Origin of the sequence: Shewanella amazonensis SB2B, assembly GCF_000015245.1 — a bacterium.
In the GTDB taxonomy this organism is placed as follows: Bacteria; Pseudomonadota; Gammaproteobacteria; order Enterobacterales; family Shewanellaceae; genus Shewanella; species Shewanella amazonensis.
On record NC_008700.1, the window covers coordinates 1,653,340 to 1,666,991 of the forward strand.

General features: G+C 55.7%; 13 protein-coding genes. 10 read left to right on the top strand and 3 right to left on the bottom strand.

Annotated elements, in window-relative coordinates:
- Nucleotides 1–71: 71 nt before the first annotated feature.
- Entirely contained in the window at nucleotides 72–476 is a 405-nt protein-coding gene (locus tag SAMA_RS07110; protein WP_011759478.1) for a MerR family transcriptional regulator, read from the bottom strand.
- A gap of 372 nt (nucleotides 477–848) precedes the next feature.
- Between SAMA_RS07110 and SAMA_RS07115 the strand changes: the two genes are divergently transcribed.
- Both SAMA_RS07115 and gndA read left to right on the top strand, forming a co-directional pair.
- A complete protein-coding gene (locus SAMA_RS07115) occupies nucleotides 849–2,783 on the top strand; it encodes a propionyl-CoA synthetase (protein WP_011759479.1) in 1,935 nt (644 codons plus the stop codon).
- 182 nt (nucleotides 2,784–2,965) lie between these two features.
- Entirely contained in the window at nucleotides 2,966–4,501 is a 1,536-nt protein-coding gene (gndA, locus tag SAMA_RS07120; RefSeq protein ID WP_011759480.1) for an NADP-dependent phosphogluconate dehydrogenase, read from the top strand.
- Nucleotides 4,502–4,650: 149 nt separating this feature from the next.
- Here gndA and SAMA_RS07125 read toward each other — a convergent pair whose 3' ends face one another.
- On the bottom strand, nucleotides 4,651–5,532 hold the full coding sequence (locus SAMA_RS07125) for a 1,4-dihydroxy-2-naphthoate polyprenyltransferase (RefSeq protein WP_041410210.1): 882 nt from the start codon (nucleotides 5,530–5,532) through the stop codon (nucleotides 4,651–4,653).
- A 216-nt stretch (nucleotides 5,533–5,748) separates the two neighbouring features.
- Here SAMA_RS07125 and SAMA_RS07130 point away from each other — a divergent pair, with 216 nt between their 5' ends.
- The 5 genes from SAMA_RS07130 to ompW all read left to right on the top strand — a co-directional run bounded on the left by SAMA_RS07130 (nucleotide 5,749) and on the right by ompW (nucleotide 9,737).
- A complete protein-coding gene (locus tag SAMA_RS07130) occupies nucleotides 5,749–6,645 on the top strand; it encodes an SDR family NAD(P)-dependent oxidoreductase (protein ID WP_011759482.1) in 897 nt (298 codons plus the stop codon).
- 65 nt (nucleotides 6,646–6,710) lie between these two features.
- Nucleotides 6,711–7,580 (top strand): acyl-CoA thioesterase II, encoded by an 870-nt coding sequence (gene tesB, locus SAMA_RS07135; RefSeq protein ID WP_011759483.1) that lies wholly within the window; start codon nucleotides 6,711–6,713, stop codon nucleotides 7,578–7,580.
- Entirely contained in the window at nucleotides 7,580–7,987 is a 408-nt protein-coding gene (locus SAMA_RS07140; protein ID WP_011759484.1) for a YbaY family lipoprotein, read from the top strand. The genes tesB and SAMA_RS07140 overlap by 1 nt, the downstream gene beginning before the upstream one ends.
- Nucleotides 7,988–7,993: 6 nt before the next feature.
- Entirely contained in the window at nucleotides 7,994–8,581 is a 588-nt protein-coding gene (locus tag SAMA_RS07145) for a nucleotidyltransferase family protein (protein WP_011759485.1), read from the top strand.
- A 511-nt stretch (nucleotides 8,582–9,092) separates the two neighbouring features.
- Nucleotides 9,093–9,737 carry an outer membrane protein OmpW gene (ompW, locus tag SAMA_RS07150; RefSeq protein ID WP_083766400.1) on the top strand — a complete coding sequence of 215 codons (645 nt, stop codon included), beginning with the start codon at nucleotides 9,093–9,095 and terminating at the stop codon, nucleotides 9,735–9,737.
- Between the two features lie 86 nt (nucleotides 9,738–9,823).
- On the opposite strand, the gene SAMA_RS07155 is transcribed toward ompW, so the two are convergent.
- On the bottom strand, nucleotides 9,824–10,564 hold the full coding sequence (locus SAMA_RS07155) for an SDR family NAD(P)-dependent oxidoreductase (RefSeq protein ID WP_041409718.1): 741 nt from the start codon (nucleotides 10,562–10,564) through the stop codon (nucleotides 9,824–9,826).
- Nucleotides 10,565–10,685: 121 nt separating this feature from the next.
- Here SAMA_RS07155 and SAMA_RS07160 point away from each other — a divergent pair, with 121 nt between their 5' ends.
- The 3 genes from SAMA_RS07160 to SAMA_RS07170 all read left to right on the top strand — a co-directional run bounded on the left by SAMA_RS07160 (nucleotide 10,686) and on the right by SAMA_RS07170 (nucleotide 13,558).
- Nucleotides 10,686–11,096 (top strand): YbaY family lipoprotein, encoded by a 411-nt coding sequence (locus SAMA_RS07160; RefSeq protein ID WP_011759488.1) that lies wholly within the window; start codon nucleotides 10,686–10,688, stop codon nucleotides 11,094–11,096.
- A 61-nt stretch (nucleotides 11,097–11,157) separates the two neighbouring features.
- On the top strand, nucleotides 11,158–12,108 hold the full coding sequence (gene metA / locus SAMA_RS07165) for a homoserine O-acetyltransferase MetA (RefSeq protein WP_011759489.1): 951 nt from the start codon (nucleotides 11,158–11,160) through the stop codon (nucleotides 12,106–12,108).
- A 271-nt stretch (nucleotides 12,109–12,379) separates the two neighbouring features.
- On the top strand, nucleotides 12,380–13,558 hold the full coding sequence (locus tag SAMA_RS07170; protein WP_011759490.1) for a thiolase family protein: 1,179 nt from the start codon (nucleotides 12,380–12,382) through the stop codon (nucleotides 13,556–13,558).
- The last annotated feature ends 94 nt before the right edge of the window (nucleotides 13,559–13,652 follow it).

Genomic DNA, 13,652 nt, shown 5'->3' on the forward strand with positions numbered 1-13,652 from the left:
TAAATCTGCTTGTTGTCTTGTTATCTTTGTTATTGTGTCGGTCTGGTTTCAGTCTGGGCGTTGGCGTCAGTTCAGGAACTCCTGGATTGGCCATCCAGGGCGCCGCGGCATTGGGCCTCGGCGCTGGTGAGTTCCATCAAGACCACCTTGATATCGTCCATCTGTTGTTGCAGTGCCGCTTTTTTCTCTTCAATCAGCGCCAGCATGGTATTGAGCTGGGTTACGCTGGTTTTGTCGGCATCGTAAAGTTCAAACAAACGGCGGGTTTCCGCCAGGGAAAACCCGAGGCGCTTACCGCGCAGAATCAGCTTAAGGCGAACCCGGTCTTTCAGGCTGTAGATACGGGTTTGACCACGACGCTTGGGCTTGAGCAGCCCCTGATCCTCATAGAAGCGGATAGAGCGGGTGGTAATGTCGAATTCTTTCGACAAGTCACTGATTGAATAGCTGGTTTGCGCACTGTTGGTTGAACTCATCTCGACACCGGATTTTTCTTGTTTCAATTGGATGCAAGATATATGAAGTTTACGTAAAGGTAAAGTTGGGAGCTGTGTGCGAAATGTATTTTCATGGTGACCGGTGTCAGGCTTAGCTTACAGGCTCGCCGGGAAATGTTTTCAATGGGCTCGCGTGCTCTTTAGGGTGGGGGTATTTGCTTATCTTGATCATCCAAGCACCTAACCTACCCGTGTTTCCTGCCGTGATGGCCATCCTTGTGTGTCTCATACTCAAGCCGCCCTAGGCTTTTGTCTAATGGGGGGCGGGGCGACTCCGCGCAATAATGCCGAAGATAAGGAAGGGACCTTACCGGCGCAGATGTCGCCACTCCACCCCGGAGGACCATTACAATGACAACAATAAGCACAAGCACAAAGATGCCCGCGGATCCTGCTGAGGCGCTGCGCCAGGAAGCCAGGGATAACCCCGAGCAATACTGGCGAAAGGCTGCCGATATGGTGGACTGGCACAAGGCGCCATCGACCATTCTGGATTCGTCACAGGCGCCTTTATATCGCTGGTACACAGACGGCGAAATCAATACCTGCTATAACGCCCTCGACCGTCAGGTGGATGCCGGGCGTGGCAGTCAGACGGCGTTTCATTACGTCAGTCCGGTAACGGAAACCGAATATTCTATCAGCTACACCGAGTGTCTGGCCCAGGTGAAGCGCCTGGCTGGCCTGCTCAAGGCACAGGGTGTGAATAAGGGTGACCGGGTAGTGATTTACATGCCCATGGTGCCCGAGACGGCTTATGCCATGCTCGCCTGTGCCCGTATCGGCGCGATTCACTCTGTGGTGTTTGGCGGTTTTGCTGCCAATGAACTGGCCAGTCGTATCAATGATGCCAAACCAGTGATGGTGCTTTCAGCTTCCTGTGGGGTTGAGCCTTCGGGTGTGGTGGCCTATAAGCCGCTGCTGGATGCGGCCCTGGCTCAGGCGAGCCATAAGGTCAGTAAATGTTTGATCTTACAGCGCCCTCAATATGAGGCAGCGATGACCCCCGGGCGTGATCTTGACTGGCAAGAGTCTGTGGCCAGCGCAGCCGATGCCGATTGGGTGCCGGTCAAGGCAACCGACCCCCTGTATGTGCTCTATACCTCTGGCACCACCGGCCAACCCAAGGGCGTGGTGCGGGACAACGGCGGCCACGCAGTGGCGCTGGCGTGGTCGATGCGCTACCTCTACGACATCGAACCCGGTGATACCTTCTGGGCCGCCTCAGACGTGGGCTGGGTGGTAGGACACTCTTACATCGTGTACGGCCCTCTGATTGCCGGTGCCACCTCTGTGCTCTATGAAGGCAAACCCGTGGGCACCCCGGATGCCGGTGCGTTCTGGCGCACCATTAAAAAGTATGGTGTAAAGAGTTTCTTTACCGCGCCCACTGCCATTCGCGCCATCAAGCGTGAAGACCCTGAAGGCTTTTTCTGCCGTAACACCAACCTTGACTGCCTTAAGCAGATGTTCCTGGCCGGGGAGCGCTGCGATCCCGATACCCTGCTGTGGGCCCAGGAAATGCTTGGCAAGCCTGTGATTGACCACTGGTGGCAAACTGAAACCGGTTGGCCTGTTGCCTCCAACTTGATGGGGATTGCGCAAATGCCCATTAAGCCGGGCTCGCCCGCCCGGCCGGTGCCCGGATATCAAGTGGATGTGGTGGACGAGGCCGGTAACAGCGTGGGCGCCGGTGAATACGGCAACGTGGTTATTCGCCTGCCATTGCCACCGGGCACACTGCCGACCCTGTGGCAAAACGACAAACGCTACATCGACAGTTACCTCTCCATGTACCCGGATTGTTATCTCACCGGCGATGCGGGTTACATGGATGAAGACGGCTACCTGTACATCATGAGCCGTATCGACGATGTCATTAACGTAGCAGGCCATCGTCTGTCCACGGGCCGGTTTGAAGAGGTGCTCTGTCAGCATCCGGCAGTTGCCGAAGCGGCTGTGATTGGCGTGGAGGACAAGCTCAAAGGTCAGGTGCCCCTTGGCTTGGTGGTACTCAAGAACGGGGTAGACATCACCGATGAACAGCTCAATAAAGAGCTGGTTGCGCTGGTGCGAAGTGAAATTGGCCCCGTTGCCGCCTTTAAGCTGGTCAGTGCCATTCCCAAGTTGCCCAAGACCCGCTCAGGTAAAATCCTGCGTGCCACCATGCGCAAGATTGCCGACAATCAGGAATACAGTGTACCTGCCACCATTGAAGACCCGGCTACGCTGGAACTGGTGCGCAACACCCTGACCCGCATGGGCTATGGTGACGCCCGGGTCTGACCCCTGATACACCCAAAAAGCCTCCGATATCCACGGGGGCTTTTTTATGCCTAAGCTCGTCATTTAGCAACAGTTTTACACTGCAATCCTATGCATTATCTTGCATTACTGTAATTCAGTTACCAAAATCGCTATAATCCGCCGCGAAATTTGGCTCTTCCTGTACCCGTGGAATAAAAAGCATGCAAAACCACACCCAATTACACGACATCGGGGTTATCGGCCTGGGTGTCATGGGCAAAAACCTTGCCCTCAATATCGCAGACAATGGCTATCGTGTGGCCGCCTTTGACCTCGACGGTGCCAAGGTGCGCGCCGCCGTCAGCCAATCGCAGGCCGAAGTTGCCGCCAAACCTGCACACAGTAAGGCCACGCAGCTGACAGGTGTGGACAGTCTCAAGTCCATGCTCTGCGCCTTGACCTCACCCAGACTCCTGTTGCTGTCGGTACCTGCCGGTGCGCCGGTAGACGGCGTTTGCTCGGCCCTTATTGATGCCGGTATCAAGCCTGATGACATCGTTATCGACACCGGCAACAGCCTGTGGACCGATACTGTAAAGCGCGAGCAGGAGTACGCCGGCAAGTTTGTGTTTTTCTCTTCTGCCGTTTCCGGCGGCGAAGTAGGCGCCCGTTTTGGCCCTTCACTGATGCCATCGGGTAAAAAAGAAGCCTGGGACAGTGTGGCCCCCATCTGGCGCGCCATTGCCGCCAAGGTGGACAACACCACAGGTTTGCCCATTGAGCGCTTTGAGCCGGGTAACCCTGTACTGGAAGGCGAGCCCTGCACTGCGTACATAGGTCCGGCTGGCAGTGGCCACTACGTAAAAATGGTGCACAACGGTATCGAATATGCCGACATGCAGCTGATTTGCGAAGCCTATCAGTTGCTCTCTGATGTGCTTGGGCTGTCGGCGGTGGAGATAGCGGCTATTTTTGAACGCTGGAACCGCGGCAAACTCAACAGCTACCTGATGGGTATAAGCGCCGAAGTGCTGCGTCAGAGCGATCCCCTCACCGGCAAGCCGCTGGTGGAAATGATTCTGGATAAGGCCGGGCAGAAGGGCACGGGTTTGTGGACTGCGGTCAGCAGCCTGCAAATTGGCACCCCGGCGCCAACGATTGCGGAGGCTGTTTACGCCCGGGCGTTGTCAAATCAAAAGGCGCTTCGTACCGAGTTGGCAGGCCGTCTGGCCGGCGCTATGCCGTTGCAGGGCATAGATGCGACAAGCTTTATCGATGAGCTGGAGCAGGCACTCTTTTGCGCGAAAATTTGCTGTTATGCCCAGGGTTTCCAGTTGATGGCCATGAACGCCGCCGAACAGGGATGGGAGCTGGACTTTGCCGCCATCGCCCGCATCTGGCGTGCCGGTTGTATCATTCGGGCCACCTTCCTGCAGTCCATTACTGATGCCTTTGAGGCCGAGCCCAAACTCGCCAATCTGCTGATAGCGAAAAGCTTTGCCGAGGCGCTGAGTGAGGCCCAGCAATCCTGGCGCCACCTGGTGTCCAAGGCCGTCCTTGCGGGGGTGCCTGCACCTTGTATTACCTCGGCGCTGGCATATTACGACGGCTATCGCCGCGAAACCCTGCCCGCCAACTTGTTGCAGGGTCAGCGCGATTACTTTGGTGCCCACAGCTTTGAGCGTATCGATACGCAGGCGGGTGAAAAATACCACCTCAACTGGAGCAGTCCGGCGCGTGAGTTGCAAAAGCTCTGAAGTGTAATAGCGCTGAACTGCAATAGCTCTGAACTGTAAAAGCGCTGAACTGTAAACGCTGTGAGCGGCTGACGCTACGCGCTTCACACCAGTAAATAAAAAGGCTTCCCTCGGGAAGCCTTTTTATTTACTGACTTACAATGACGCCGTCAGGCCTGAGCCGGAATAAGCAGCCCAACGGAAAAGAGTACACTGAACACCAGCGTCAGCCTCGCGGTGCGGCCCAGCAAGGGGTTTAAGGCGCCGCCGCTGGTCTCGCTGAACTCCCGGGACAGGCGTCTTGCGATGACCAGAGACAAGCCGGACAGGAGCACAGGCCAGCCCGGCAGTAAGCCCATCAGAAAACTGCCGATAATCAAGCCAAAAGGCAAATACACCAATGCCTGATACAGCACCCGTGACTGGGCTTCGCCGATGCGTACCGCCAGGGTGCGCTTACCGGCGCGGGTGTCGGTGCGGATGTCCCGGGTGTTGTTGACCAGCATGATGGCGGCGTTGAAAAGGCCAATTGCTGCACCCAGTATCCAGGCATCCATGGAGGCGAAGCCCGACTGCAGATAAAAGCTGCCCACAACCGCGACCAAGCCGAAAAACACAAAGGCGGCCACTTCACCCAGACCGTGGGAGGCGAGGGGATAGGGCCCGCCGCTGTAACAAAGCGCACCCAAAATGGAGGCGGCGGCGAGCACGGCGATGGGGGCGCCTCCGTGCCAAATCAGATAAGAGCCGACCGCAAGCGCCGCCAGCAAAGACGCTATCATGGCCGCTTTAACCCTGGCCGGGGCTATCAGGCCACTTTGGGTTACCCGCACAGGGCCCAGGCGCTCTTCGGTATCCACGCCGCTTTTAAAATCAAAATAGTCATTGGCCAGGTTCACGGCAATTTGCAACAACAGGGCACAGATCATCGAGGCGATGGCAATAGTAATGCTGAAGCTTTCCAGACCGAGCGCGAGGGTATTTCCCACCAGGAGTGGGCCGATAGCCGCTGGCAGGGTACGGGGTCTGATGGCAAGGATCCAGGGGTTCATGGTGGCCTTTAAAAGATAAAAACGATTGCAGCCCATAGGATAACAAGAATTGCGTTGAAAGTTAGCACAATCGAAAACACGCATTTAGCAGACTGGGACAAGGCGCACACAGCCACTGGGGCCTTCGGGTAAATTTGCCGTCAAGGTCAAAGTTTTACCGTTAACGCTGTGCTTTATTTAATCGGCTGTTTGATTTTTGCGCCTAAGGAAAGCGAGATGCGATTCGATAACCAGACTGCCCTGATCTCCGGTGCCGCATCCGGTTTGGGACGCGCCTATGCGCTGGCACTGGCTGAGCGTGGCGCCAGCGTCATGCTGATTGATTGCTTGCCCGAAGAGGCCGCAGAAGTACAAAGTCTGCTTAAGGCGCTCGACGTCATGGGGGCCATGTCCCGCTATTGGTCCGTTGACGTGGGAGAACCCGACGCCATAGAGGCCTGGGCGGCGGCATTTGAAGCCAGCGGGGCTGGTGTGGATTTGCTTATCAATAATGCCGGTATGCACACCCACGGCAGCTTTGAGCATCAGTCAATTACCGCCATCCGTCGCCAGTTGCAGGTGGACTTGCTCGGCAGCATCGCCCTGACACACGCGCTGTGGCCTGGAATGATGAACCGGGGCTATGGCCGGGTTGTGATGTCCACCGGTGTCAGTGGTCTTTATGGCGATCTGCATCAAAGTGCCTTTGCCTGCAGCAAAATGGCGCTCATAGGCCTGGTAAATGGCCTGGCCGCCGAAGGCCTGCCCCGCAATGTGATGGTGAACAGCCTCTGCCCCCTTGCCCACACCGCCATGACAGACGCCCATTTGGCACCACAGGTCAAACCACTGTTCTCCAAGGAAATAGTGACGGCTTCCATGCTGTTTTTGCTGAGCGCTCAGGCGCCCAGTGGGCGCCATTTGCTCGCCGGAGGCGGCAGTGTCAGTGAACTTTGCATTGCGGAGCACAGGTATTGTTATTTTGAATCTGATCTACGCACCCCCGAAGTGATTGCCGCCCATTGGTCCGATATCGCCAACGCCTGGCCCATCCAAAAACACGCCAACGGTGAAGACCAGATCCTCGCCTTTGCCAGGCGTGCTGCCCACGAGCAGGGCATTCGACTCGACTGAGACTCGCCAGAGCATGGCGCTTTTTGTTACTCTCTTGGCAATTGACTTTAAATCAGAGAGATAACATGAGTCAGGTATTGAACGATCTATTGTCACTGCTGACCCTCGAAACCCTGGAGATTGGACTTTATCGTGGTCAGAGCCAGGACCTGGGCTTTGGTCATGTCTTCGGCGGTCAGGTGATGGGACAGGCTCTGAGCGCCGCCCGGGAAACCGTTGAGCCAACCCGTAAAGTTCATTCACTTCACAGCTATTTCTTACGGGCAGGCGATGAGTCTCTTCCCATAGTGTACGACGTGGAAATCATGCGCGACGGCGGCTCGTTCAGCGCCCGTCGGGTGAAAGCGGTGCAAAAAGGCCGCCCGATTTTTTACATGACCTGCTCCTTCCAGGGAGAAGAAGAGGGATTTTCCCATCAGATAAGTATGCCGGATGTGCCGGGGCCCGAAGGTCTATTGAACCAGCAGGAGTTGGCGGTGACCCTGAGGGACAAAATTCCTGAAAAAATGCTGGAAAAGTTTATGGCCGATGCGCCCATCGAGATGCGCATTGTCGACCCTGTCAGTCCGGTGGCGCCGCGCTCCCGCGAGCCCGTGCGCCATGTTTGGCTGCGTGCCAACGGTAAGGTGGAAGGCGACAGCCACGTGCACGATGCGCTTCTTGCCTATGCCTCTGATTTCAACTTTTTGGTGACAGCTGCCCAGCCGCACGGGGTGTCGTTTTTAACACCGGGCATGCGGATGGCCACCATTGACCATGCCATGTGGTTCCATCGTCCCTTGGATATGAATGATTGGCTGCTATACAGTATCGATAGCCCCAATGCCAGCGGCGGCCGCGGTTTTGTAAAAGGACATTTTTTCAATCGCCGTGGTGAGCTGGTGGCGTCGGCTACTCAGGAAGGATTGATGCGTATGAAAAAGGACAGCAACTGATGTGGAGCAAAATTGCCAAAGCGGGCCGGGTTATGGCCGCCCTGTGTATACTCGGCGCCCTGAGCGCCTGTGTGACGGTAGAGGAGCCCAAACCCATAATCATTAATGGCGCGGCGGGTTATCTTGAGTCTGTGGTGTTGCCGCCAAACAGCACCATTACCATTGCGGTTATCGATTTAGACACCCCCGGCATTATCATCGCTCAGAAAACCTTTAATGTGGTGCGCGCGCCAGTGCCCTTCAAGTTTATTTTGCCGGCCGAGACTATCAGCAGCAATGTGAACTACGGGGTGGTGGCACTTATCAAACACAACAACCAGGTGATTTTCCAAACCTACGATCGCTTTCCGGTGATCCACAACAACAAGTTCACCACCGAAGTGGTGATGAAGCCGGTTGGCAGGTAATCAGCCGTGTCATCGCCCATTTCTGCCAAGCCGCTGGCCACGGATGTCTTGCAGGACAGATTGGCCAGCTTGGTGCGGGAAGACGCGGTTGCGATGACCTGCCTTAAAGCGGCCAGAGAGGTGATGGCCAGGTTCGGTATCGAGGAGTATCTGCTGGCGGCTGGATTTGTGCGCCAGCGGGTGTGGGATAGCCTCCATGGTATTGAGCCTCGTCAGCTTGCCGATGTTGACCTGATTTATTGGGGGGCAGGGGAGCGTGCCCTGGAGGCGCAGCTCACTGAGGCGCTTTGCAAGAGACTCACCGGTACCCCTTGGGAAGTGAAAGACCAGCGCCGCATGCACCTGCGCCATGGTGATGCGCCCTACCAGAATTTGGTGGACGCCATGGCTGCCTGGCCGGAGCAGGAAACGGCCGTTGGAATCAGGCTCACCTGTGCAGACAGGCTTCACATTGAATCGGCCTGGGGACTGGAATCCCTTTTTGCCCTGAAACTCACGCCATCTCCGCGTCGGCCAGTCGAGGTGTTTTTGCAGCGCCTTCGCTCAAAAGACTGGCTTGCGCGTTACCCAAAACTGCAATTGGCTCAGCCATAAAGCAGCCTCGCATTCTCCTCTGAGGATACACTGCGCCAGCGACGGCACCTGCGCTGCGCCATTGCAGGATTTTCCAACTGGCGCGGCGCCAGGCATTCGCACATCTTCCTGCTTACTCACCTTTTCTTATCCTGACGATTTGCTTCGCACACCCCGCTCAATCGATGAATTTGGATGACTTTCCCGTTATTCGCCCGGAGATATTTTTGGCAATGACGTCGGTTGTCGTTGCAAAGCCGTGAAAGCGTAAACCGCTTTTCGATTGAAGTTGAATCGACGTCACTGTGCGTTTCTTTGAGTCTGCTGTGACGATGACAACACAATCTCGCTGAGCCACAAGACAAAATGCCCTAAAAGCGTGAGCGCGATCGCGCTCTTGCTACCCCAAAGTGGGTATCGCACAGTGGTGTTGATTTGGATCAAGAAAGTTAACGGGTTGCTCTGGCAGGCTAGGCCTCAATTGTTACGGACGTAACAGAAAATAACAAAGCCCACGTGGTTAATGGAGTAAATGATGAAGAAATCCTATCTGTCCGGTCTGATCGCTGCCTCCCTGCTGTCTGTTGTTTCTGCCTCTGCTTTTGCGCACCAGGCTGGCGATATTATCGTGCGTGCCGGTGCTGTTGTTGTTGCACCCAATGAGTCCAGCCCAGTCGTGGCTGATGTGGCCGAATTTGGTGTGAGCAACAACACTCAGCTGGGTCTGAACTTTGGCTACATGCTGACCGACAACTGGGCCATCGAACTCCTGGCGGCTACACCATTCACCCATGATGTGTCTCTTGGCGTGTTGGGCAAGATTGCCGAAACCAAGCACCTGCCTCCGACGCTGGTTGCCCAGTACTACTTTGGCAACGCCAATTCCGCCTTCCGCCCTTACGTGGGTGTGGGTGTGAACTACACCAACTTCTTTGACACCGAATTCACCAACGATTTGGACGGTGCCCTGACCGATTTGAGCCTGTCCACTTCAGTGGGTTGGGCCGCCCAGGTAGGTTTTGACTACAGTTTCAACAAAAACTGGATGCTGAACGCCTCTGTGTGGTACGCCGACATCAGCACAGACGTGAAATTCAACCTGGGTGATACCCCTGTTGTGGTTGAAACTGATATCGACCCATGGGTTTACATGGTGAGTGTGGGTTATAAATTCTAAGGTTGTTTCTTCCCTGCCAAACCTTGGATAAAAAAGGCGCCCACCGGGCGCCTTTTGTCATGCTGTTTTCTCATTGAACATTGCTGTCAATGTTTGCCCTTTTTCTTCCAGTGACGGGTGTTGTAGATGTATTCCGGCAGCAGACGTATCAGCCAGGCCACTAACGCCCAGCGACGGGTGATGTAGGCTCTGCGCTTACCTTTTTTCAGTGCGTGTAAAATCTGCGTGGCGACTTTGGGCAGTGGCTGTAACCAAAAGCGGCTTTGCTGCATGGCGGCTTTGTCCAGCAGTCCCAGTTGCAGATCGGTAATGGTGATGGGGAGTTTCAATCGCTGGGCATGCATCGATAAACCTTCGAGATAATTCTGCGCAAAGGCTTTGGACGCATGGTAAGCCACGGCAGGGCCACCTCGCTGACCGGCGATGGAGTTGATGGCAGCCAGTTGCCCGTACCCTTGCAGGCGCAGTAATCTGAACGCCGTATTGCAAATCAGCGCAAAGCCCTGCACGTTAACCTTGATGATATCGGCGTCTATCTGCCAGGGCAGATCCGGGTGATAGGAGTTGAGCCCTGTATTGACCAATACCAGATGGGCACCGCCCATACGCTGCCACAGGTTTTCAAAGGCAGCTATGGCGCGTTCTGGCTCTGTGATGGGTAGGGCTTCTATCTCAACGTTGCCCCCGAGGGACTGGATAAATTCTGTCATCAGTTCTGGCTCGGGTACCAGAACACCCACTCGGGTGCCTTCCTGTGTGAGTTGAGTCACCAATTCACGGCCAAGGTGTGAGCTGGCGCCCACAATTATTGCAGTTGCTTGAGTCATAAGGATATTCAGCAAAAGTACAGGGCTACCATGATAGGGTGAAAGCCCATGCTGAACAAGATTCAAACTTGGATGTATAGACATCCAGAAGTCTTTATGTATGATTTAGGAGATTATCACCATGAAGAAATGGTTATTGCGTGTTGCCCTGCCGATGGCGGCATTGGTGGGGGCGGTTGGACTGGGTGGATGTGCCAGCAGTGCCGACGACGTGGAGATCAGTGGCAGCGTTTGGTTCAGAGAGCGTATCGCGCTGCCCCAGGATGCGGTGTTGACGGTGCAGGTGCAGGATGTTTCCCGTATGGATGTGGCGGCCGAGGTGCTGGGAGAGTTCAAGGTACCCGTCACCGCAGTGCCCAAAGACTTTACGCTGCGCTTTAAGCCGGACACTTTTAAACAGGGCCACACCTACGCGGTGGGCGCACGCATCACCCAGGGCGATAAACTGCTGTTTATCAATACCCAAAGCTACAGAGTGGATTTCACACAGCCCACCGGCATGTCGGTGAGGCTGGACAGTGTGGGGCGCTGAACCGGGTTAAGTTTTACACTTACCGGCATCGCCCCGGAGTTAATCAAGGGAGAGGCGCAGTATGCCGGTAAAAATCCCCGACAATCTGCCCGCGGCAGAGATACTGTCGGCCGAAAATATCTTTGTGATGTCAGAAACCCGGGCGGCCCATCAGGACATACGTCCGATGAAGGTGCTTATCCTCAATCTGATGCCCAACAAGATAGAAACAGAAACCCAACTGCTGAGGCTCCTTGGCAATACACCCTTGCAGGTGGATGTGGACTTGCTGCGCATCCATGACAAGGAGTCCCGCCACACCTCGCTTGACCACATGAATACCTTTTACCGGGACTTTGAGGATGTACGGCATAAAAATTATGACGGCCTGATCATCACGGGAGCGCCGCTGGGGCAGCTCGATTTTGAAGAGGTGACCTATTGGGACCACATCCGCGAAATCATCGACTGGTCCCAAAGCCATGTCACCTCGGTATTGTTTTTGTGCTGGGCTGCCCATGCAGGGCTATATCATCTCTATGGTCTCAAGCGTGAATTGCTGAAAACCAAACGCTCCGGCGTATTTGTGCACAGTCGCAGCTGCGACCACCATCCGCTGCTGCGTGGTTTCGATGAGGAGTTTTTCGCCCCTCATTCACGTTATGCCGAAATTCCGGTGGCGCAAATTCATGCTCACCCGGCACTGCAGGTACTGGCAGAGTCTGATGAGGCTGGGGCCTATCTGGTGCTGAGCCGAAACAGCCGTAACCTGTTTGTGATTGGTCACCCCGAATACCAAAAATCCACCCTGAGCGATGAATATCACCGGGATTTGGCTGCGGGTATTAACCCCGAAATCCCCCAAAATTACTTTCGAAATGACGATCCGGCCCAGCCGCCGGTGGCGCGCTGGCACAGCCATGGCAGCCTCCTGGTGAGTAACTGGCTTAATTATTATGTGTACCAGTTGACCCCTTACGATTTGTCCGACATGAGTGCCATCACCCCCTGGGAGGCCAGCTCAAAATCTTGAAAATCAATGTGAAAAGGTCGCGATTCTGCGGCCTTTTTATGTAATGCGCAGGCCCTTGAAATCCGCTTCGGCACCCGTGTCAATCTCAGTTCCCGCCACTGTAAATCCAGAGTGACAAGTCGTAGCCAGAAAATGCGGCTTGTTAGACCAATTTCTACTTGCTTTACGTTCGCGTAAACGTCACATTCAATGCATCGGGTCGCAAACCGCGACCGCCATCACATTTGCACCGGGTTTTGGCCCCGGGCATCACAAGCAATTGGAGTGAGAAATGAGCGTATCGGATATCGTCATTGTTGCGGCAAAACGCACCGCCATGGGTGGTTTTCAGGGCAGCCTGTCTGAGGTGCCGTCACCCAAGTTGGCCGCGACTGCAGTCAAGGCTCTGCTGGATGACACAGGCCTGGATGGCGCCAGGGTTGACGAACTCCTGATGGGCTGCGTGCTGCCTGCAGGTCTTGGCCAGGCGCCAGCCCGTCAGGCTGCACTGGGCGCAGGTTTGCCGCTGTCAGTGGGCGCCACCACGGTCAACAAGGTGTGTGGCTCAGGCATGAAAACCGTGATGCTGGCCCATGACCTCATCAAAGCAGGCAGCGCCAAGGTGGTGATTGCCGGCGGCATGGAGAGCATGAGCCAGGCCCCATACCTGCTCGATAAAGCCCGCGGCGGTATGCGCATGGGCCACGGCAAGGTGCTTGACCACATGTTCCTCGACGGTCTTGAAGATGCCTACACCGGCGGCGCCATGGGCACCTTCGCCCAGAAAACGGCTGACGATTACGGCCTGACCCGCGAGTCCATGGACGCATTCGCCTTAAGCTCTCTGGAAAAAGCCAATGCGGCGATCAATTCCGGCGCCTTCGAAGCGGAAATCGTGCCTGTAACCGTGTCCAGCCGCAAAGGCGATGTGGAAGTGAAAGTTGATGAGCAGCCCGGTAATGCCCGTCCCGAGAAGATTCCGACGCTGCGCCCGGCCTTTGCCAAAGACGGCACCATCACTGCCGCCAACTCATCGTCTATCTCCGACGGTGCAGCTGCGCTGATGCTGATGAGCCGCGATCAGGCCGACGCTCTGGGTCTTAAGGTACTGGCCACCATCAAGGGGCACACTACCCATGCCCAGGAGCCAGCCATGTTCACCACAGCCCCAGTGGGAGCCATGACCAAGCTGCTCTCCAATGTGGGCTGGAGCAAGGACGAGGTTGATCTCTTTGAAATCAATGAAGCCTTTGCCATGGTGACCATGCTTGCCATCAGTGAGCTCAAGCTGGATGCGGCCAGAGTTAACGTGAACGGCGGCGCCTGCGCCCTGGGTCACCCCATAGGCTGCTCCGGCGCCCGAGTGCTGGTGACCCTCATCCATGCGCTCAAGGCCCGAGGCCTGAAGCGCGGCGTGGCCTCTCTGTGTATCGGCGGCGGCGAAGCCACAGCCATGGCCATCGAAGTTTAATTGCCAGGACACGGCAAACTGCAATCAACAAGACACTCGACAGAAGCGCAGGCGCGGCCATACACAATACCTACAAGGCTGCGCTGCCAACTCT

Excerpts from the sequence above, each read along its gene's own strand:
- tesB (WP_011759483.1), top strand. The coding sequence starts at position 6,711 with ATGAGTCAGGTATTGAACGATCTATTGTCACTGCTGACCCTCGAAACC.
- SAMA_RS07170 (WP_011759490.1), top strand. The coding sequence starts at position 12,380 with ATGAGCGTATCGGATATCGTCATTGTTGCGGCAAAACGCACCGCCATG.
- SAMA_RS07115 (WP_011759479.1), top strand. The coding sequence starts at position 849 with ATGACAACAATAAGCACAAGCACAAAGATGCCCGCGGATCCTGCTGAG.
- SAMA_RS07130 (WP_011759482.1), top strand. The coding sequence starts at position 5,749 with ATGCGATTCGATAACCAGACTGCCCTGATCTCCGGTGCCGCATCCGGT.
- metA (WP_011759489.1), top strand. The coding sequence starts at position 11,158 with ATGCCGGTAAAAATCCCCGACAATCTGCCCGCGGCAGAGATACTGTCG.
- SAMA_RS07125 (WP_041410210.1), bottom strand. The coding sequence starts at position 5,532 with ATGAACCCCTGGATCCTTGCCATCAGACCCCGTACCCTGCCAGCGGCT.
- SAMA_RS07140 (WP_011759484.1), top strand. The coding sequence starts at position 7,580 with ATGTGGAGCAAAATTGCCAAAGCGGGCCGGGTTATGGCCGCCCTGTGT.
- SAMA_RS07155 (WP_041409718.1), bottom strand. The coding sequence starts at position 10,564 with ATGACTCAAGCAACTGCAATAATTGTGGGCGCCAGCTCACACCTTGGC.
- SAMA_RS07160 (WP_011759488.1), top strand. The coding sequence starts at position 10,686 with ATGAAGAAATGGTTATTGCGTGTTGCCCTGCCGATGGCGGCATTGGTG.
- gndA (WP_011759480.1), top strand. The coding sequence starts at position 2,966 with ATGCAAAACCACACCCAATTACACGACATCGGGGTTATCGGCCTGGGT.
- SAMA_RS07110 (WP_011759478.1), bottom strand. The coding sequence starts at position 476 with ATGAGTTCAACCAACAGTGCGCAAACCAGCTATTCAATCAGTGACTTG.
- ompW (WP_083766400.1), top strand. The coding sequence starts at position 9,093 with ATGATGAAGAAATCCTATCTGTCCGGTCTGATCGCTGCCTCCCTGCTG.